General features: G+C 67.2%; 17 protein-coding genes. 11 read left to right on the top strand and 6 right to left on the bottom strand.

Annotation, left to right across the window (positions count from 1 at the left end):
- Positions 1–70: 70 nt before the first annotated feature.
- On the bottom strand, positions 71–523 hold the full coding sequence (locus MF270_RS22410) for a BLUF domain-containing protein (protein WP_238368018.1): 453 nt from the start codon (positions 521–523) through the stop codon (positions 71–73).
- 202 nt (positions 524–725) lie between these two features.
- Here MF270_RS22410 and MF270_RS22405 point away from each other — a divergent pair, with 202 nt between their 5' ends.
- Together MF270_RS22405 and MF270_RS22400 are read left to right on the top strand one after the other, a co-directional pair.
- A complete protein-coding gene (locus MF270_RS22405) occupies positions 726–4,166 on the top strand; it encodes a pyruvate carboxylase (protein WP_238368017.1) in 3,441 nt (1,146 codons plus the stop codon).
- A 69-nt stretch (positions 4,167–4,235) separates the two neighbouring features.
- Positions 4,236–4,625 carry a VOC family protein gene (locus MF270_RS22400; protein ID WP_238368016.1) on the top strand — a complete coding sequence of 130 codons (390 nt, stop codon included), beginning with the start codon at positions 4,236–4,238 and terminating at the stop codon, positions 4,623–4,625.
- 40 nt (positions 4,626–4,665) lie between these two features.
- Here the strand turns inward: MF270_RS22400 and MF270_RS22395 are convergent, their stop codons facing one another.
- The 3 genes from MF270_RS22395 to MF270_RS22385 all read right to left on the bottom strand — a co-directional run bounded on the left by MF270_RS22395 (position 4,666) and on the right by MF270_RS22385 (position 6,712).
- Positions 4,666–5,424, bottom strand: coding sequence for a flavoprotein (locus tag MF270_RS22395; protein WP_238368015.1), 759 nt, complete (start codon positions 5,422–5,424; stop codon positions 4,666–4,668).
- Between the two features lie 141 nt (positions 5,425–5,565).
- Positions 5,566–6,045 carry a hypothetical protein gene (locus MF270_RS22390; RefSeq protein ID WP_238368014.1) on the bottom strand — a complete coding sequence of 160 codons (480 nt, stop codon included), beginning with the start codon at positions 6,043–6,045 and terminating at the stop codon, positions 5,566–5,568.
- A 424-nt stretch (positions 6,046–6,469) separates the two neighbouring features.
- A complete protein-coding gene (locus MF270_RS22385; protein ID WP_238368013.1) occupies positions 6,470–6,712 on the bottom strand; it encodes an accessory factor UbiK family protein in 243 nt (80 codons plus the stop codon).
- Positions 6,713–6,797: 85 nt separating this feature from the next.
- Between MF270_RS22385 and lgt the strand changes: the two genes are divergently transcribed.
- From lgt to MF270_RS22360, 5 genes are all read left to right on the top strand, one after another.
- Entirely contained in the window at positions 6,798–7,670 is an 873-nt protein-coding gene (gene lgt, locus MF270_RS22380; RefSeq protein ID WP_238368012.1) for a prolipoprotein diacylglyceryl transferase, read from the top strand.
- Positions 7,667–8,725: a class I SAM-dependent methyltransferase gene (locus MF270_RS22375; protein ID WP_238368011.1), complete on the top strand. Its 1,059-nt coding sequence runs from the start codon at positions 7,667–7,669 to the stop codon at positions 8,723–8,725. Before lgt ends, MF270_RS22375 begins: the two co-directional genes overlap by 4 nt.
- Before the next feature lie 34 nt (positions 8,726–8,759).
- Positions 8,760–9,518, top strand: coding sequence for a peptidoglycan editing factor PgeF (pgeF, locus tag MF270_RS22370; RefSeq protein ID WP_238368010.1), 759 nt, complete (start codon positions 8,760–8,762; stop codon positions 9,516–9,518).
- Between the two features lie 280 nt (positions 9,519–9,798).
- Positions 9,799–9,942: a hypothetical protein gene (locus MF270_RS22365; protein ID WP_238368009.1), complete on the top strand. Its 144-nt coding sequence runs from the start codon at positions 9,799–9,801 to the stop codon at positions 9,940–9,942.
- 266 nt (positions 9,943–10,208) lie between these two features.
- The gene (locus tag MF270_RS22360; protein ID WP_238368008.1) at positions 10,209–11,009 is read left to right on the top strand and encodes a Hint domain-containing protein; all 801 of its coding nucleotides are present in this window, start codon (positions 10,209–10,211) and stop codon (positions 11,007–11,009) included.
- 100 nt (positions 11,010–11,109) lie between these two features.
- Here MF270_RS22360 and MF270_RS22355 read toward each other — a convergent pair whose 3' ends face one another.
- Positions 11,110–11,610, bottom strand: a complete 501-nt coding sequence (locus MF270_RS22355; protein WP_238368007.1) for an Lrp/AsnC family transcriptional regulator — start codon at positions 11,608–11,610, stop codon at positions 11,110–11,112.
- Positions 11,611–11,812: 202 nt separating this feature from the next.
- On the opposite strand from MF270_RS22355, the gene trxB reads away from it, so the two are divergent.
- The 4 genes from trxB (at position 11,813) to MF270_RS22335 (ending at position 16,559) form a co-directional block, all read left to right on the top strand.
- A complete protein-coding gene (trxB, locus tag MF270_RS22350; RefSeq protein ID WP_238368006.1) occupies positions 11,813–12,796 on the top strand; it encodes a thioredoxin-disulfide reductase in 984 nt (327 codons plus the stop codon).
- Between the two features lie 9 nt (positions 12,797–12,805).
- On the top strand, positions 12,806–13,159 hold the full coding sequence (locus MF270_RS22345) for a ribonuclease E inhibitor RraB (protein WP_238368005.1): 354 nt from the start codon (positions 12,806–12,808) through the stop codon (positions 13,157–13,159).
- A 137-nt stretch (positions 13,160–13,296) separates the two neighbouring features.
- On the top strand, positions 13,297–14,625 hold the full coding sequence (locus tag MF270_RS22340) for a cytochrome P450 (RefSeq protein ID WP_238368004.1): 1,329 nt from the start codon (positions 13,297–13,299) through the stop codon (positions 14,623–14,625).
- Positions 14,626–14,843: 218 nt separating this feature from the next.
- A complete protein-coding gene (locus MF270_RS22335; RefSeq protein ID WP_238368003.1) occupies positions 14,844–16,559 on the top strand; it encodes a bifunctional sulfate adenylyltransferase/adenylylsulfate kinase in 1,716 nt (571 codons plus the stop codon).
- Between the two features lie 105 nt (positions 16,560–16,664).
- Here the strand turns inward: MF270_RS22335 and MF270_RS22330 are convergent, their stop codons facing one another.
- Positions 16,665–19,001, bottom strand: coding sequence for a calcium-binding protein (locus MF270_RS22330; protein WP_238368002.1), 2,337 nt, complete (start codon positions 18,999–19,001; stop codon positions 16,665–16,667).
- Between the last annotated feature and the right edge of the window lie 58 nt (positions 19,002–19,059).

Below are 19,059 nucleotides of genomic sequence, written 5' to 3'. Positions count from 1 at the left end.
CATGCGCGAAAGGAAAAGGGTGTTCCACCTATGTTCCGCCTGCGCGGGCGCGGAACCGCGCGCTCGTTGCCTAGCCTTCGACCGTTTCCACCGGCAGGTCGGTGAAAGAGTTGAGGAAGCTGCGGATCAGCACCTTCACCTTCATGTCCGGTGCCGACATGCGCGGCCCGTCCTGTTTCAGCTGCGACAGGTGCTGCAGCATGCCCTGCATGTCGTCGTCGAACTTGCCGGGATCAGCGCAGGCCATGGAAAACTCGGGGAAGACGCGGTCCGCCACCTCCTCGCGCAGCAGGACGGTCGGGTTCTTGTGACGCCAGTTGTGCGAAATCCGCGCATACGAGGCCTGCACCGCCTCGGACGGCCCCTCGAGCACCTGGAGGAAACTGCCGTCGTGGTAGATCAGCAGCCCGGTCAGATCGTTGGCCGCGTTGCGCGCACGTGCGTTGGCGGCCAGGACCTGCACCTCTTCGGTGTCGAAATCCCGGACGGCGCTACTGATGTATAGAAGGCGACACAGCGACATGGCATACACCCGGATGACTTGTCGCGCCAAAGTGCGGACGCGGAGTTAAGTCCGGTTTAACAACGCCGCCCCTGTCGGAAAAAACCGCGCCCGGACCGCACTGGCGGTTTTCGCGGGCGCGGTGTCGCAGCCGGCCTTGCGCTGCGCTGCGGCGAAAGCGTAACCTCTCATCAACGGAAAGACCTTCGGGAGGCGTGCGAAGATGGCCGAATTCAAGAAAATCCTCATTGCGAACCGCGGCGAGATCGCGATCCGCATCATGCGGGCGGCGAACGAGATGGGCAAGAAGACCGTCGCCGTCTTCGCCGAGGAGGACAAGCTGGGCCTGCACCGCTTCAAGGCGGACGAGGCCTACCGCATCGGCGAGGGTCTGGGCCCGGTGGCTGCCTACCTCAGCATCCCCGAGATCATCCGGGTGGCAAAGGAATCGGGCGCCGACGCGATCCATCCGGGCTATGGCCTGCTGTCCGAGAACCCCGATTTCGTCGATGCCTGCGCTGCGGCCGGCATCACCTTCATCGGGCCCAAGGCCGATACCATGCGCGCGCTCGGCGACAAGGCCAGCGCCCGCAAGGTGGCGATCCAGGCCGGCGTGCCGGTGATCCCCGCGACCGAGGTGCTGGGCGACGATTTCGAGGCCATCGCCAGGGAGGCCAAGGAAATCGGCTATCCGCTGATGCTCAAGGCCAGCTGGGGCGGCGGCGGGCGCGGCATGCGCCCGATCAACGGCCCCGAAGAGCTGAAGGAAAAGGTGCTGGAAGGCCGGCGCGAGGCCGAGGCGGCATTCGGCAACGGCGAGGGCTACCTGGAAAAGATGATCACCCGCGCGCGCCACGTCGAGGTGCAGATCCTCGGCGACAGCCACGGCAACATCTACCACCTCTACGAACGCGACTGCTCGGTCCAGCGGCGCAACCAGAAGGTCGTCGAACGCGCCCCCGCGCCTTACCTCAGCGAGGCGCAACGCGAGGAGATCTGCGAGCTTGGCCGCAAGATCTGCGCCCATGTGAATTACGAATGCGCCGGCACGGTCGAGTTCCTGATGGATATGGAGACGGGCAAGTTCTACTTCATCGAGGTGAACCCGCGCGTGCAGGTCGAACATACCGTCACCGAGGAAGTGACGGGCATCGACATCGTTCAGGCGCAGATCATGATCGCCGAGGGCAAGAGCCTGTCGGAAGCGACCGGCAAGGCCAGCCAGTACGACATCCGTCTGACCGGCCATGCGCTGCAGACCCGGATCACCACCGAGGACCCGACCAACAACTTCATCCCCGATTACGGCCGCATCACCGCCTATCGCTCGGCCACGGGCATGGGCATCCGGCTTGACGGCGGCACGGCCTATGCCGGCGGGGTGATCACGCGCTACTACGATTCGCTGCTGGTCAAGGTTACGGCCAAGGCGCCCACGCCCGAAGCCGCGATCCGCCGCATGGACCGCGCGCTGCGCGAATTCCGCATCCGGGGCGTCAGCACCAACATCGACTTTGTCATCAACCTGCTGCGGCACCCAACCTTCTTGTCGAACCAGTATTCGACCAAGTTCATCGACACCACGCCCGAGCTTTTCGACTTCAAGCCGCGCCGCGACCGGGGCACCAAGGTGCTGACCTACATCGCCGATATCACGGTGAACGGCCACCCCGAGACCAAGGGCCGCGCCGAGTTGCCGGAGGGCTACAAGACCCCCGTGCCGCCCGCGCCCAAGGGTGAACCGGCCGCCGGCACGCGTAACCTGCTGGACGAAAAGGGCCCCAAGGCCGTCGCCGACTGGATGCTGGCGCAAAAGCAGCTGCTGATCACCGACACGACCATGCGCGACGGGCACCAGTCGCTGCTGGCGACCCGTATGCGGTCCATCGACATGATCCGCGTGGCGCCGACCTATGCCGCGAACCTGCCCTCGCTTTTCTCGGTCGAATGCTGGGGCGGCGCCACCTTCGACGTGGCGATGCGGTTCCTGCAGGAAGACCCCTGGCAGCGCTTGCGCGACATCCGCGCCAAGATGCCGAACATCCTGACGCAGATGCTGCTGCGCGGCTCGAACGGCGTGGGTTATACGAACTACCCCGACAACGTGGTGCAAAGCTTTGTCAAACAGGCGGCGGCCACGGGCATGGACGTCTTCCGCGTCTTCGATTCGCTGAACTGGGTCGAGAACATGCGCGTCGCCATGGATGCGGTCGTCGAGACCGGCAAGATCTGCGAAGGCACGGTCTGCTACACCGGCGACATCCTGAACCCCGACCGGGCCAAGTATGACCTCAAGTACTATGTCGGCATGGCCAAGGAACTGGAGGCAGCGGGCGCGCATGTCCTTGGCCTCAAGGACATGGCGGGGCTCTTGAAGCCATCCGCCGCGCGGGTGCTGATCAAGGCGCTGAAGGACGAGATCTCGATCCCGATCCATTTCCACACCCATGACACTTCCGGCATCGCCGGGGCGACGATCCTCGCCGCCGCCGAGATGGGGGTCGATGCGGCCGATGCGGCGATGGATGCGCTCTCGGGCAACACCTCGCAGCCGACGCTGGGGTCCATTGTCGAGGCGCTGATGCACACCGACCGCGACACCGGCCTCGACATCGAGACCATCCGTCAGGTCAGCGATTACTGGGAGGCCGTGCGCGGCCAATACGTGGCCTTCGAGAGCGGCATGCAGGCCCCGGCGTCGGAGGTCTACCTGCACGAGATGCCGGGCGGGCAGTTCACCAACCTCAAGGCCCAGGCCCGGTCCATGGGGCTGGAAGAGCGCTGGCACGAGGTCGCCCATACCTATGCCCAGGTGAACCAGATGTTCGGCGACATCGTGAAGGTGACGCCCTCGTCCAAGGTGGTCGGCGACATGGCGCTGATGATGGTGAGCCAGGGGATTTCGCGGGCCGAGGTCGAGGACCCCAAGCGCGACATCTCCTTCCCCGACAGCGTCATCGACATGATGCGGGGCAACCTTGGCCAACCCCCGGGCGGCTTCCCGGAAAAGCTGGTCAAGAAGATCCTGAAGGGCGAAAAGCCCAACACCGAACGGCCGGGCAAGCACCTGCCCCCGGTCGATTTCGAGGCCGTGCGGAAAGAGGTCAGCGACAAGCTCGAGGGGCGCGAGATCGACGACGAGGACCTGAACTCGTACCTGATGTATCCCAAGGTCTTCACCGACTACGCCCAGCGGCACGACATCTACGGGCCGGTGCGGACCCTGCCGACCAAGACCTTCTTCTACGGCATGGAACCGGGCGAAGAGATCACGGCCGAGATCGACCCCGGCAAGACGCTCGAGATCCGGATGCAGGCGCTTGGCGAGACGACCGAGGATGGCGAGGTCAAGGTGTTCTTTGAACTGAACGGCCAGCCGCGCACGATCCGCGTGCCGAACCGCGCCGCGACGGGCGGGGCCGCGGCGCGGCCCAAGGCGGACATGGCCAACCCCGACCACGTCGGCGCGCCCATGCCGGGCGTCGTCGCCTCGGTCGCCGTGCAGGCCGGGTCCAAGGTCGGCAAGGGCGATCTGTTGCTCACCATCGAGGCGATGAAGATGGAGACCGGCATCCACGCCGAGCGCGACGCGACCATCAAGGCCGTGCACGTCACGCCCGGCGGCCAGATCGACGCCAAGGACCTGTTGATCGAGCTGGAGTGATCGCCGGCCGATGAGAGCTTTGCGCGGCGCCTCCCCGGGGCGCCGCGTTTTCATTCAAGGGAGACCGCCATGCCCCGTATCGCGCTTTTTTCCGTGCTGGTGCCCGAGTACGATGCCGGGATCGCCTTTTTCATCGACGCGCTTGGCTTCACGCTGCTGGAAGACACCGACATGGGCGGTGGCAAGCGCTGGGTGCGCGTGGCCCCGCCGGGGGCCGAGACGGCGATCCTGCTGGCCCGTGCCGATGGCCCCCGACAGGAGGCCGCGATCGGCGAGCAAGGCGGCGGACGGGTCTGGCTGTTCCTGGAAACGGATAATTTCGCCCGCGATCATGCGGCCTTCACGGCGCGCGGCGTCACCTTCGAGGAAGCCCCGCGGCACGAGCCCTATGGCACGGTCGCGGTCTTCCGCGACCCCTTCGGCAACCGCTGGGACCTGATCCAGTTTGCCCCCGCCTGACCGCCGGGTTCCATCGCCCGGGACAGAGCAAGACAGGGGATCAGGTCGGCGCCTGCAGGTGCAGGACCGTGTCGAGCGCAGCCATCAGCCCCGCCGGGCCTGACCAGAGGCACCCGTGCCCGCCGTACATCGGGGGCGCATCCCGCGTGAAGTCCGCCGCCCCGAAGATCAGGTTCGGCTCGAGGATGAACCGGCCGTCCGCGCGCAACTGGGCGACGTTGCGCTGCACGCCCGCGTTGGTCCACATCGTGCCGTTCATCGCCGGCACCAGCAGAACCGGCGCCCGGCTGGCCGTGATGGTGAGCGACAGCAGGTCCGAGCAGGCAGAGCGCGCGATCCGGTCCAGCGAATCCGCCGTGGCCGGCAGCACGCAGATCACCTCGGCCTGCGCGGCCAGAGTCGCATGCGGAACCCGCACGTCGCCCTGGCTTTCGAACCCTTCCTGCCAGCAGCGCATGCCATAGGCCTCAAGCAGATCGCGCGTCACGAAGCGGGCCGCCGTGTCGGTCAGGATCACGTCGAGTTGCTTCTGGAAGCCGGCAAAGCGCAGGCTCAGCAGCGTCTGGGCCATCAGGCCGGCCACCACGCTGCCCGTCACGCCGACAAGCAGCGCCCCGCAGCGCGGCGCGGCCGCCTCGAGATGCAGGGCCGGCGCAGCGGACAGCGCCGCCTGGCGCAGCCCGCGCAGGGCTGAGGGGTCTTCCGCCTCGAGCAGGTGCCCGTCCGCGACCAGCGCGTCCACCAGCGCGGCATCCAGCCCCGTCCCCCAGCAGCTGCTCTCTCGGGCATGGGTCAACAAGGTCCTGCAGCAGGGCGGACCAGGCCGCGGGGCGATCGCTGCCAAGAACCTTCGCCGGTGACGGGCCGCCACAAAAGGCGACCTGCCGCGCGCCGGTGACCACGACCCGCGCCAGGTTGCGCATGACGTGGCGCCCGCCGCTCACGGCCGCGCGCCCCGCCGGGCGTCCCGGCAATAGACCAGCCGCGTCTGCCGCTCGCCGTGGAATTCCACCTCGAAGCGGCCGCACAATTCGAAACCGAAACTCTCGCTCAGGTGCTGGACCTGCCCGATCCTGGGACGGGTGCGGATGAACAGCCGCTCGCAGCTGCGGTCCCCGACCTGCCGCAGCCAGGCATCGAACAGCAGCCGCGCCAGGCTCGCGCCGCCCGGATCGGGGTGCAGAAGCTCCGCATCGGCCGGGCGATAACGCCGCCCCTGCGCATGCGGGACGATCCCGATGAAGCCAAGCAGCCCGTCACCCGGCCGCGCGCCGTAATCCGCCAAACCGTACCGGTCGATGATGTCCGCGTCGAGAACACTGCCGATGGCACTGCCGATCACCGCGTCCTCGTCCAGCGGCCGCGCGGCCACCATGCCGACCTGTGCGCCGAACCCGTGAATGATCCCCAGCGCCGACAAGGGGTCAGTCCGGCTGCCAAGGGGCATCGGCGCTGTCGCCCATAATCCCGAAGAGAATGCCTCTGACAGGCAGCCGGCGACCGCAGATAGGGCTCCGGCGTGTTCAGGCGCGGGGCGCCATAGTCGAACCGGTCCAAGCCTTGCGTGATGATCGCATGACTGCATCGCGTCCCGTCCCTTGGGATCTTAGCGGCGACTGCTTCCCCCAGAGGCGCTGAAACCCCTGAATGCATTGAATAAATGTTAGCATGGAACCGGCGGGAAAACAATCTGCCGAGAGGCTTGCACCGTGCCGAAACGGTCTCAAGCCGCAGCGGACCAAGGCTGCCGTGCGGGACCGATCACGGGCTGTCCGGGCCGTTGCGTCCCGCATCCGGCCCGTCCCGTTTCATAGCCAAGCCCGATCCGGGCCCGGCAGGAGGCCTCAGCCCTTCGCTTCGAGCGCGTCGAGCCGCGCCTTCAGCGCCTCGTTCTCCTCGCGGGCCTTCTGCGCCATGGCGCGGACCGCGTCGAATTCCTCGCGCGTGACGAAATCGCGATCGGCCAGCCAGCGGTCGATCATGCCCTTCACGGCGGTTTCCATCTCATCCTTCGCGCCCTGCGCCACGCCCATGGCATTGGTCATCAGCTGCGAAATGTCGTCGAACATCTTGTTGCGAGTCTGCATGGTCACTCCTGTTCGGCCCATTGCATTTCCCGACTATATGGGCTGCAAGGGGCCCAGCCGCAAGCAGCGAGGCCAAGGACCGCCCATGATCCCCTTTCCCGACATCTCGCCCGAGATCGTGTCGATCACCCTCTTCGGCGTGACGCTGTCGCTGCGCTGGTACGCCATGGCCTATATCGTCGGCATCCTCGTTGGCTGGGCACTGGCGCACCGCGCACTCAAGCGCCCCACGCTCTGGCAGGGCGACACGGCCCCGATGGCGCCCGGCAAGACCGAGGACCTCGTCACCTGGATCATCCTCGGGATCATCCTCGGCGGGCGGCTGGGCTACGTGCTGTTCTACCGGCTGTCCTATTACCTCGCCAACCCGCTCGAGATCCCGATGATCTGGACCGGCGGCATGTCCTTCCACGGCGGTTTCCTGGGCGTCGTGATCGCGGCCGTGATCTTCTACCGCCGCCACGGCGTCCCGCTGGCCTCGGGCGCGGACTTGATCGCGCTGGCGGTGCCGCCGGGCCTGCTGCTTGGGCGGCTGGCGAATTTCATCAACGCCGAGCTTTGGGGCCGTCCGACCGATGCGCCCTGGGGCGTGGTGTTTCCCGGCGAGGCCGCGCAATCCTGCGGCCAGGCGTTGGGCCAGCTTTGCGCCCGCCACCCCTCGCAGCTTTACGAGGCCGCACTGGAAGGTCTGCTGCTGGGCGGTGTGCTGCTGTGGCTCGCCTTCCGTCGCGGGGCGCTCAAGCGGCCGGGCCTCATCACCGGCCTCTTCCTTGCAGGCTACGGGCTGGCGCGGTTCCTCTTGGAATTCGTCCGCCAGCCGGATGCGCAATTCGTGACCGAGGGCAACCCGCTGGGCCTGGCCTGGCACATCGGCGGCTGGGGCCTCACGCAGGGCCAGGCGCTGTCGCTGCCGATGATCGCCGTGGGCCTCTGGCTGGTGCTGCGGGCGCGCCGATGACGCCGCTGGGCCAGATCCTTGCCGCGCGGATCGCCGCGACCGGGCCGATCACGCTGGCCGAGTACATGGCCGAGTGCCTGCTGCACCCGGCGCACGGCTACTACGCCACGCGGGACCCGCTGGGCGCGAGCGGAGACTTCATCACCGCGCCCGAGATCAGCCAGATGTTCGGTGAGCTGATCGGCCTCTCGCTGGCCCAGGCCTGGCTCGACCAGGGCGCGCCGGCACCCATCACGCTGGCCGAGCTTGGCCCCGGGCGTGGCACGCTGATGGTCGACGTGCTGCGCGCCACGCGCGGCGTGCCAGGCTTTCACGCGGCGCTGCGCCTGCACCTGGTCGAGGCCTCGCCCACCCTGCGGGCCGCGCAGGCGGAAACGCTCGCCGGTCAGGCCCCGACCTGGCACGACAGCGTCGACACCTTGCCCGAGGACGCGCCGCTGCTGCTGGTGGCGAACGAGTTCTTCGACGCCCTGCCGATCCGCCAGTTCCAGCGCGACGGGGACGGCTGGCGCGAACGGCATGTCGGTCTGGATGGCACGACCCTGACGCTGGGCCTTGGCCCGGCCGCGCCGCGGCCCGAGCTGGCTGCGCGCCTCGAGGACACCACTGACGGCGACATCGTCGAGACCTGCCCCGCCGCAGCGCCGATCACATCGGCCATCGCGCAGCGGATCGCGACGCAGGGTGGCGCGGCGCTGATCATCGATTACGGCGACTGGACCTCGCTCGGCGACACGTTCCAGGCCCTCAGGGCCCATGAACCGACCGACCCGTTCGCCGCGCCAGGCGAGGCGGATCTGACCGCCCATGTCGATTTCGCGGCCCTCGCCGCGGCCGCCGCACCGGCCCGCCACAGCCGGGTGACGCCGCAGGGCGTCTTTCTCGAACGGCTCGGGATCACGCCCCGCGCCCGGGCGCTGGCCGCGCGCGGGGACGCCGATGCCATCGCCGCCCAACATCGGCGGTTGACGCACCCCGATGAAATGGGAACCTTGTTCAAGGTGCTCGGGCTCTATCCCGACGGCGCCACGCCACCCCCGGGGCTCGAGCCCTGATCCCCTGCCGCCCGAAGCCGTGAAAGCCCGGACCATGACGCTGGAAATCATCACCGCCGACGCCCTCGCCCCGATGCGCCACGGGTTCTTTACCCGCCGCGGCGGTGCCTCTTCCGGCATATTCGAAGGGCTCAACTGCGGGCCAGGCTCGTCCGACCAGGCCGAGGTGGTGTCGATCAACCGTGCCCGTGTCGCCAGCGCGATGGAGGTCGCGCCCGCGGCCCTTGTCACCGTGCACCAGGTCCATTCGGCCAAGGTCGTCACCCTGGACGCGGCGCCCGGTGGCGATCGCCCCAAGGCCGATGCCATGGTCACCGATACCCCCGGCCTCGTGCTGGCGATCCTGACCGCCGATTGCCAGCCCGTGCTGTTCGCCGATGCCGAGGCGGGCGTGATCGGCGCCGCCCATGCGGGCTGGCGCGGGGCCCTGTCGGGCGTGCTCGAGAACACCGTCGACGCGATGGAGGCGCTCGGGGCCGACCGGGCGCGCATCACCGCCGTGATCGGGCCGACGATCAGCCAGCGCGCCTACGAGGTCGGGCCGGAATTCCTGGACGATTTCCTGGTCGAAGACCCGCAGAACGTCCGGTTCTTCGCCAATGGCGACGGCGACCGATTGCATTTCGACCTGCCCGCCTTCGGCCTGCACCGCCTGCGCAAGGCCGGCGTGGGCGGGGCCAGCTGGACGCGCCACTGCACCTACCACGACCCCGAGCGGTTCTATTCCTACCGCCGCGCGACCCACCGGAAGGAAGCCGACTACGGGCGGCTCATCTCGACGATTCGACTCTGAGCGGGGCACGAATGTGACGCTGCCACCTTGGCGCCACACTGATTTGGCCCATCGCGGTCGTCCTGACCGGCGCGGCGACGCCCCCGCTGCCCGATTTTAACCCTAATCCCGCGCCACAGCCCTTGTTTTCAAGGTCCGGACCACTGTCGGCACCGGCGCGACAAAAGCCATTCTTTGACGGATTTATCGCCCCATCCTCGCCCGAATGCGCCGCCAGATTGGTCCCATAGCACGACAGGCGCACCAGGACGGGTGCGCCGGTGAACCCGGAGGTCCCGCCATGAACAAGCGCAACCGCTTCATCCAGTCCATCCTTCGCACGGCCGAGGACCAGGCGGTCGAGCTGCCGTGGCAACGGGTCAAACGCCGGCTCGAGGACGCCGCCGAGGCGGCCGAGATCGAGAAGCTGCGCGCCAGCGCCTGACCGCACTTCGCGCATGACTCGTGGCGGCCCGTGTCGGGGGGCCGCCTGTCCCCACGAATGACCCCGACGTGTCGACTGCCCGGGAACACCGCCCGAAACAATACCGCCCTGCCAGGCTGTACTATCTCGAGTTTCGGAACCAGTACTTTGTTTTCCTTGACAGTTTCTTGATTATTGGCGCATTCTGGCGCCGTAGTGAAACAGCGTTGCTCTGTTGTCGTCGGTGGGGGCCGATGCGGACGCGGCCAACCTGTGATGGTACCTGCATGAATACGCCCCTCCGCTCGGACGATCTGCCCGCCCGATCCGATTCTACCCGCACCACGCCCGTTTCCCGCACGCAGGTCCTGCGTTCCCGCCCGGCCCGCGCCCCGTCGTCGCTGATGCGCAAGTACGAGGTGCAGTCGCTGAACGGCGAGGGCCACGCCGTGAGTTCGCATCACATCGCGCCGGCGACCCCGCTGTTCGAGGACGCGGCCTCGGCCTTTGCACGTGGCACGCTGATCACCACCGACACCGGCCCCATGGCGATCGAGGACCTGCTGCCCGGCGACCGCATCCAGACGCTGGATGACGGGCCGCAAAAGGTGATATGGATCGCCTCGACCATGCTGGTGCCCTCGGCCCCCGGCCAGTCGGACCGGATGAAGCGGCTGACCCGCGTGATGACCGATTCGCTGGGCCTTGCCCGGCCGATGTGCGACCTGGTGCTGGGCCCCGGCGCGCGGATGCTGCGCGACAAGTCGGCCTACGGCGCGCTGACCGGGTCGAACAAGCTGCTGATGCCGGTCACCGATTTCATCGACGGCATGGGGATCATCGAACTGACACCGCCCACGCCGGTGCGCGTCTACCACCTGGCGCTCGAGCAGCATTCGGTGATCCGGGTCGGCGGCATCGACATGGAAAGCTACCACCCAGGCCGCCACGCGACCGAGGGGCTTGGCCAGAACATGCTGTCGCTGTACCTGTCGCTGTTCCCGCATATCCACGACGTGGCCGATTTCGGCCCGCTCGCCTTCCCTCAGGCCGACATGGCGCTGCTCGAACAGATGTCGCAAGCATGATGCCTGCGCGAACGGCCCTGCCCGCCTGAAAGATGGCCCGAGCAATCAAGTAACGGCGCAGCCCCGGCGGAGGGGGTCGCGCCGTTCGCTCGTCAGGGGGTCAGGCGCTGCGGGCCAGCCGCTCTTCGAGCACCTCGAAGGGCACGCCGGGTTCGTCTTTGGCGCAACGGATCACCAGCGAGGTCTTGACCGAGCCCACGTTGTCCGCGGTCAGCAGTTCGTCGGTCAGGAAGTTCTGGAAGGTCGACAGGTCCGGCGCCGCGCATTTCAGGATGAAATCCACCTCGCCGTTCAGCATGTGGCATTCGCGGACCAGCGGCCAGGCGGCGCAGAGCGCCTCGAAGGCGTGCAGGTCGGCCTGGGCCTGGCTTTGCAACCCGACCATGGCAAAGACCTGCACCTCGAACCCCAGCTCGCGCGCATCGACATCGGCGTGGTAGCCCTTGATGTACCCCTGCTCTTCCAGCGTGCGGACGCGGCGCAGGCAGGGCGGGGCCGAGATGCCGACCCGCCGGGCCAGTTCGACATTGGTCATGCGGCCATCCGCCTGCAGTTCGGCCAGGATCTTGCGATCGATCGGATCAAGCCGGGTGCCGGGCATTTGGGGAAACCTCCGATGGGTCTGAATTTGCACTTCTTATAGCACCGCCGTTCGCTTGCGCAACTTTATTACGCAAAACCGCAAGATTCTTGTGCGACCGGGCGGGGCCTTGCCGAATCTCTCTGCATCCCTCAGGGGGTGGCAGAAATGGGTCGCGGCGCATATCTATGCTGCGACCGGAATATCATGCGAGGAACCAGACATGTCCGAGACGCGCAAAACCAAGGTGCTCATCATCGGCTCGGGCCCGGCGGGCTACACGGCCGGTGTCTATGCAAGCCGCGCCATGCTGGAGCCGATCCTGGTGCAGGGCGTCGAGCCCGGCGGCCAGCTGACCACCACGACCGAGGTCGAGAACTGGCCCGGCAACACCGAGATCCAGGGCCCCGACCTTATGGTCAACATGGAGGCCCATGCCAAGGCCATGGGGACCGAGATCATCGGTGACATCATCGTGGACCTCGACCTCAGCAAGCGGCCCTTCGTGGCAAAGGGCGATTCAGGCACGACCTACGTGGCCGATGCCGTGATCCTGGCGACGGGTGCGCGGGCCAAGTGGCTGGGCCTGCCGTCGGAAGAGGCGTTCAAGGGCTTTGGCGTGTCGGCCTGCGCCACCTGTGACGGCTTTTTCTACCGCGGGCAGGAGATCGTGGTGATCGGCGGCGGCAACACGGCCGTCGAAGAGGCGCTGTTCCTCACCAACTTCGCCAGCAAGGTGACGCTGATCCACCGCCGCGACGAACTGCGCGCGGAAAAGATCCTGATCGACCGGCTGATGAAGAACCCCAAGATCGAACCCCTCTGGCACCACGTGCTGGACGAGGTGGTCGGCACCGACAGTCCCAAGGGCGTCGAGGCGGTGCGGGTCAAGCATGTCGACACCGGCGAAGTGACCGAGATCCCCGCCAAGGGTGTCTTCGTCGCCATCGGCCATGCGCCCGCGTCCGAGCTGGTCAAGGACCAGCTCGAGCTGCACAACGGCGGGTACGTCAAGGTCAAGGCCGGCTCGACCGAAACCTCGATCCCGGGTGTCTTCGCCGCCGGTGACCTGACCGACCACAAGTACCGCCAGGCCGTGACCTCGGCCGGGATGGGCTGCATGGCCGCGCTCGACGCCGAACATTTCCTCGCCGCGCAGGGCGATGCCGAGGTCGCCCCCGAGGCGACCGTCGTCGCCGCCAGCTGAGGGTCGCACATGGCACATGATTTCGCCGCCCAGAAGGCCGAGACCCTCTCGGCCTTCGCCGATCTCGACGGCGCGCAGGACCTGCCCGATGCGGCGGACGTGGATTTCTTTTTCGTCCCCGGCGGGCCCGAGGCCGACTGGCGCCCGCTGGCCGACCGGCTGACCCGCGAGGGCTATGAATGCGAATGGGTCGACGGCACCGCCGGGGACGAGGACGCAGAGCCCGACGAGGAGCCCTACCTTGTCGCCACCCTGCCCGACCAGCCGCTCTCGGCCCAGTCGATCTGGATGGCCGAAGAACACGCAAGCCGCATCGCACTGGAACACGGCTTTGCCCCCGACGGCTGGGGCTTTGAAAGTTAACGCGCCTGAAAGCACCTGTTAACCCTGCCGGAAAGCATGGTTAACAGACCCCTGCGGGCAACGCGGCCGGGTGAATAAAACCGCGCAACGCGCTGTAAACGCCCGTATTTTACGGTGGCAAATCGAGGAGATTTGCCATGAGCCACGCCGACGCCCTGTCCCACATCCCCGCCCCGCGCCAGCTGCCCTTCTTCGGCAACACGCTGGATTGCATCCACGACAGCGACGGGTTGCAGGCGCGCTGCGTGCGCGACTTCGGCGAGCTTTACCGCATCTCCCTGCTGGGGCGCTGGCGGGTCACCTTCGCCTCGGCCGATGCGATCGACTACATCCTGACGGACCCCGATCACATCTTTTCCGCCGCCGGCGGGTGGGAGATGATCGCGCCCCTCTTCGGCGGCGGGTTGATGCTGCGTGACGGGGCCGATCACAAGGCGCATCGCCGCATCATGCAGGCCGCCTTCCGCAAGCCGGCGATGGACAGTTACCTTGCCATGATGGCGCCGGCGCTGGAAAATCTGCTCAAGGACTGGCCGCAGGGGAAACGCTTGCGCTTTTTCCCCGCAGTCAAGGATCTGACCCTCAGGATGGGGGCGCATGTGTTCATGGGGCTGGCGGTGGACGACCCGCAGGCCGAGGTGCTGAACCGTGCGTTCCGGGCAGAACTGGCGGGCGCGCTGACCCCGATCCGGCGGCCCCTGCCCTTCACCGCCTTCCGCCGCGGGCTGCGCGGCAAGGCCGAGCTGACCGCCACCTTCCGCGCATTGATCGCCGAACGCCGCGCCGCGGGCGGCGACGACTTCTTTTCCCGCATGTGCCGGGCCGAGGACGAGGCGGGCCGGGCCTGGACCGACGACGAGATCGTGACCCATTTCAACTTCCTCATGATGGCGGCGCATGACACCACCGCCTCCGGCCTCACGACCATGGCCTGGGCCCTGGCCCAGCATCCCCACTGGCAGGACCGGCTGGCCGCCGAGGTCGACGCCCTGGACGACGGGCCGATGACGCCCGCCATGCTGGGCGCCATGCCCTTGACGGAACAGGTGTTTCGCGAGGCGTTGCGGCTGATCCCGCCGGTTCCCTTCATCCCGCGCCGGGCCACGCGCGCCTTTGACTGGCGGGGCACGCATATTCCGGCGGGCACCGAACTGACGCTGGCGATGGGCTGGGTGATGCGCAGCCCCGCGCATTTCACCGATCCCGAGACCTTCGATCCCGACCGCTTTGCCGAGGGCCGCGCCGAACACCTGTCGCACCGCTATGCCTGGGCACCCTTCGGCGGCGGCATGCACAAGTGCATCGGGCTGCATTTCTCGATGATGCAGGTCAAGGCCTTCACCCGCGCGCTGCTTTCGCGCCACCGGATCGAGCCGGCGCGCCCCGGCCCGACCACCTGGGCGATGATGCCGATTCCGCGCCCCAGGGGCGACTTGCCCCTGCGTCTGGTGCCCCGCCTGGGCTGAGGCGCGCCCGCGCAACAATCGCATACGTCGGGCCACCGGCCCGACATTTCGCGAAAGCCGCTCAATTCGTGACCATGCTGCAGCGCGGCATTTGCGCACCAGCCCGCCGTTTCACCGCCATTCCTCTTGCGTCATGCAGTTTGCCCGATTAAGGCACGGCCAATCGCAGTGGCCTTGTCCGGGCCGCCATTCATATTCAACGCGAGAGACTTGACCACATGAATACGCCCAACCTGGCCCCGATCCCCGAACTTTACGTCTCGCACGAAAGTGCCCAGAAGATGAAGCTCGAGGCGGCGGACCTCACCAGCTGGGATCTGAGCCCGCGCCAGATCTGCGACCTCGAACTGCTGATGAACGGCGGCTTCAACCCGCTCAAGGGGTTCCTGTCCGAAGCCGATTACAACGGCGTCGTGGACGACATGCGTCTCGCCAACGGCGCGCTCTGGCCGATGCCGATCACGCTGGACGTGTCGGAAAAGTTCGCCGAGGGCCTCGAGCTGGGCCAGGACATCGCGCTGCGCGACCAGGAAGGCGTGATCCTCGCCACCATGACGGTCACCGACCGCTGGACCCCGGACAAGTCGAAAGAGGCCGAAAAAGTCTTTGGCGCCGATGACCAGGCCCACCCGGCCGTCAACTACCTGCACAACACCGCCGGCAAGGTGTACCTGGGCGGTCCGATCGTCGGCATCCAGCCGCCGATGCACTACGACTTCCGCGCCCGCCGCGACACCCCGAACGAGCTGCGCGCCTATTTCCGCAAGCTTGGCTGGCGCCGCGTCGTCGCGTTCCAGACCCGGAACCCGCTGCACCGCGCCCACCAGGAGCTGACCTTCCGCGCCGCGCGCGAAGCCCAGGCCAACCTGCTGATCCACCCGGTCGTCGGCATGACCAAGCCGGGCGACGTCGACCACTTCACCCGCGTGCGCTGCTACGAGGCCGTGCTGGACAAGTACCCGGCCTCGACCACCACGATGTCGCTGCTGCCGCTTGCCATGCGCATGGCCGGCCCGCGCGAGGCGGTCTGGCACGGGCTGATCCGCGCCAACTATGGCTGCACCCATTTCATCGTCGGTCGTGACCACGCCGGCCCGGGCTCGAACAGCCAGGGCGAGGATTTCTACGGCCCCTACGATGCGCAGGACCTCTTCCGCGAGCACCAGGAAGAGATGGGCATCGAGATGGTGGACTTCAAACACATGGTCTGGGTCCAGGAACGCGCCCAGTACGAAGCCATCGACGAGATCGAGGACAAGGACAAGATCACCATCCTCAACATCTCGGGCACCGAGCTGCGCCGCCGCCTGGCCGAGGGCCTCGAGATCCCCGAGTGGTTCTCGTTCCCCGAGGTGGTCAAGGAACTGCGCCGCACCAAGCCGCCGCGCTCCAAGCAGGGCTTTACCGTGTTCTTCACGGGCTTCTCGGGGTCGGGCAAGTCGACCATCGCCAACGCGCTGATGGTCAAGCTGATGGAGATGGGCGGCCGCCCGGTGACCCTGCTCGATGGTGACATCGTGCGGAAGAACCTCAGCTCCGAGCTGGGCTTCTCGAAAGAACACCGCGACCTGAACATCCGCCGCATCGGCTATGTCGCGTCCGAGATCACCAAGAACGGCGGCATCGCGATCTGTGCGCCCATCGCGCCCTACGCGACCACCCGCCGCGCCGTCCGCGAGGACATCGAGGCCTACGGCGCCTTTGTCGAGGTGCACGTGGCCACGACCATCGAGGAATGCGAGAAGCGTGACCGCAAGGGGCTCTACAAGCTGGCGCGCGAGGGCAAGATCAAGGAATTCACCGGGATCTCCGACCCCTACGACGTGCCCGCCAACCCCGAGCTGCGTCTCGAGACCGAGGGCGTGGACGTGGACAACTGCGCCCACCAGGTCGTTCTCAAGCTGGAAAGCATGGGGCTGATCGGCGCGGAATAAGCGCCGCGAGACCGCTGGAATGATGGAAGGCCGGGCACCATGCCCGGCCTTCTTGCTTTCAGTGCCACGGCCCTGCCCGCAGGTGCGGGCGCCGCGCCTGCGCGGTCAGAAAATGAAGTCGGACGCGTCGAGGTTGCCCACCGAGAAGCCCTGCAGGCCGATGATGTTGTCGGTCGTGTCGAAGCTGACGATGGTCAGCCCGCCCAGCCCCTGGAAGGCATTCACATTGGCCCAGCCAAAGGGCAGTGCCAGGGCGCTGACGTCCAGCTTGTCCTCGCCATTGGTGAAATCGGTGATCGTGTCGCTGTCGGTGCCGGGCTCGAAGACAAAGACATCCGCGCCGCCCCCGCCGGTCATCGTGTCGTCGCCCGCGCCACCGACCAGCGTGTCGATCCAGCTGCCGCCGTCGAGACTGTCGTCGCCGTCGCCGCCCATCAGCGTGTCGCGCCCGGCGTCGCCCCACAGCGTGTCCGCGCCGTTCTCGCCCTGAAGCAGGTCGTGGTCTTCGCCGCCGCGGATCGAATCCGTGCCCCAGCCGCCAAAGACCGTGTCGTTCCCCGTCCCGCCCAGCACCGTGTCCGCGCCCGAGCTGCCGTCGATCAGGTCGTGGCCCTGCCGGCCCTCGATCAGATCGTCGCCCAGCGCGCCGCCGATCTCGTTGTCCTGCGCGTCGCCCCTGAGCGTGTCGTTGCCGAAGCCGCCCAGCAGGTCGCGGATGCCGAAGAAGGTGGTGGTCGAGGTCTCGCCGCTGGCCGTGGTCAGCACGATCTCGGAGGCGTTGAGGTCGAGCGTGCCCGCGATGCCGAGCTCGAGCGCGATGCGGTTCGCCCCGATGCCGCCGTAGATACTGTCGTGCCCCGGCCCGTCGCCCAGGACGAACAGGTCGTCCCCCGCGCCGCCATACATCGTGTCGTCCCCTTCGCCACCGCGCAGCGTGTCGTCGCCGCCGCGGCCCGCAAGCACGTTGTGTCCGATGTTGCCGATCAGGTTGTCGCCCGCGTCGGTGCCAAAGCCCTTGATGTCCTCGGTGCCCATCAGCTCGAGATATTCGACATTCTCGGCCGCCGTGGTGGTGTGCCACGACAGGATGCGATCATAGCCGCTGTCGCCGGCCGCCTCGGTGATCTCGACGCCGCCCCAGGCCCGCAGCTCGTAGGTGTCGCCGCCGTCGCCGCCCGTGACCGGCCCGGTCACGGTGCCGCCGCGATAGACAAAGGTGTCGGTGCCCGCGCCCATGTCCACCGCGCCCATGATCGTGCCCGAGGTGTCGATCAGGTCCGCGCCGCGATCCAGCTGGACCTGGCCGGCCAGGACGCCGGAATTGAAGATCGTCACCGGTCCTTCGGATGCGTCGGTGCTCTGATCGACCGCCCAGATCGCGTGATTGCCCTGGATCTCGCCCGAGTTGCGGATCGTCAGGCTGCCGTCGCCGACCGCCGCGCGGATGGCGGCAGTCTGGCCCAGGATCTGCCCGGTATTGTCAATGGTCGCATCCCCGATCCCGTCCGGGTTGGAGGCATAGACCGGGGCGAGGTAGATCGCGTATTCGTAGTCCTCGACGGCGCCTCCGATCAAACCGGCATTCGAGATGGCGGTGTCCCGCCCATAGGCGCTCATCTGTCCGACGCCGCCGGTGTTCGCCAAGGACACTTCGGCATGGGCCGAAAGAATGCCGAAGGTGCCGGTGTTCTGAAGGGTGACGGAATCGTAGAAATAGGCGGATTCGACAGACCCGGCGTTCTCGAGGCTGCTCGCGGCTTGCCCGCCGTCGAGGTCGTGGCCGGTGAAGTACCGCATCAGGCCCGTGTTCACGACATCGAACCAATGCAGTTGGACATGGCCCTGGATATGGCCCGTGTTCGACAGGTAGCTGATGCTGTCGACAAAGGAATCGTCGTAGCGGTAATCGGTCACGCCGCCTTCGATGAGGCCCGCGTTGACAATGTCCACCATTCCGGTCGCGGCGACGGTCCCGATGATCTCGCCGGTGTTGTTGAGCGCCAGGGAAAAGCCCAGAACCGCCCCGGACATCGAGCCGGTCGCGGAAATCGTACCGGTGTTGGTGACCTCGTCGGCGCCGTAGATGGCCCAGCGTTCCTCGAAGGGGCTGCTTGTGCCGGAATGGACATCCGCGATGATCGCGCCATCGTTGAGGATATGGCCATAACCGCCCGTGATCACGGTGTATTCGCCCATCAGGGTGCCGGTGGCCGAGACGTGGATGACGTTGCCGAAGTGCCCCCGCTCGTCAATGGCGCCCGCGGCGCCGTAGACGAAGCCGTCGATCTGGAATTCCGTGTCACCTGACCCATCGGCCCCGGCAAAGCTGAGACCCGCGCCGGATTCGGCCGCGATATAGGTGCCTGCGGTGACGATGGCGACATCGCCGGCTGTAACGGTCTGGGTCGTGGTCTGGTTGGTGTCGAAGATGCGGACGGCCATGGCAGGTTCCTGTGCGATACGTGATGAAATCGGTCGGCGGGACCCGACCAGCTTACGG

The organism is Mesobacterium pallidum, from assembly GCF_019966535.1.
Lineage (GTDB): Bacteria > Pseudomonadota > Alphaproteobacteria > Rhodobacterales > Rhodobacteraceae > Mesobacterium > Mesobacterium pallidum.
This window is presented reverse-complemented; position numbering and strand designations above follow the sequence as displayed.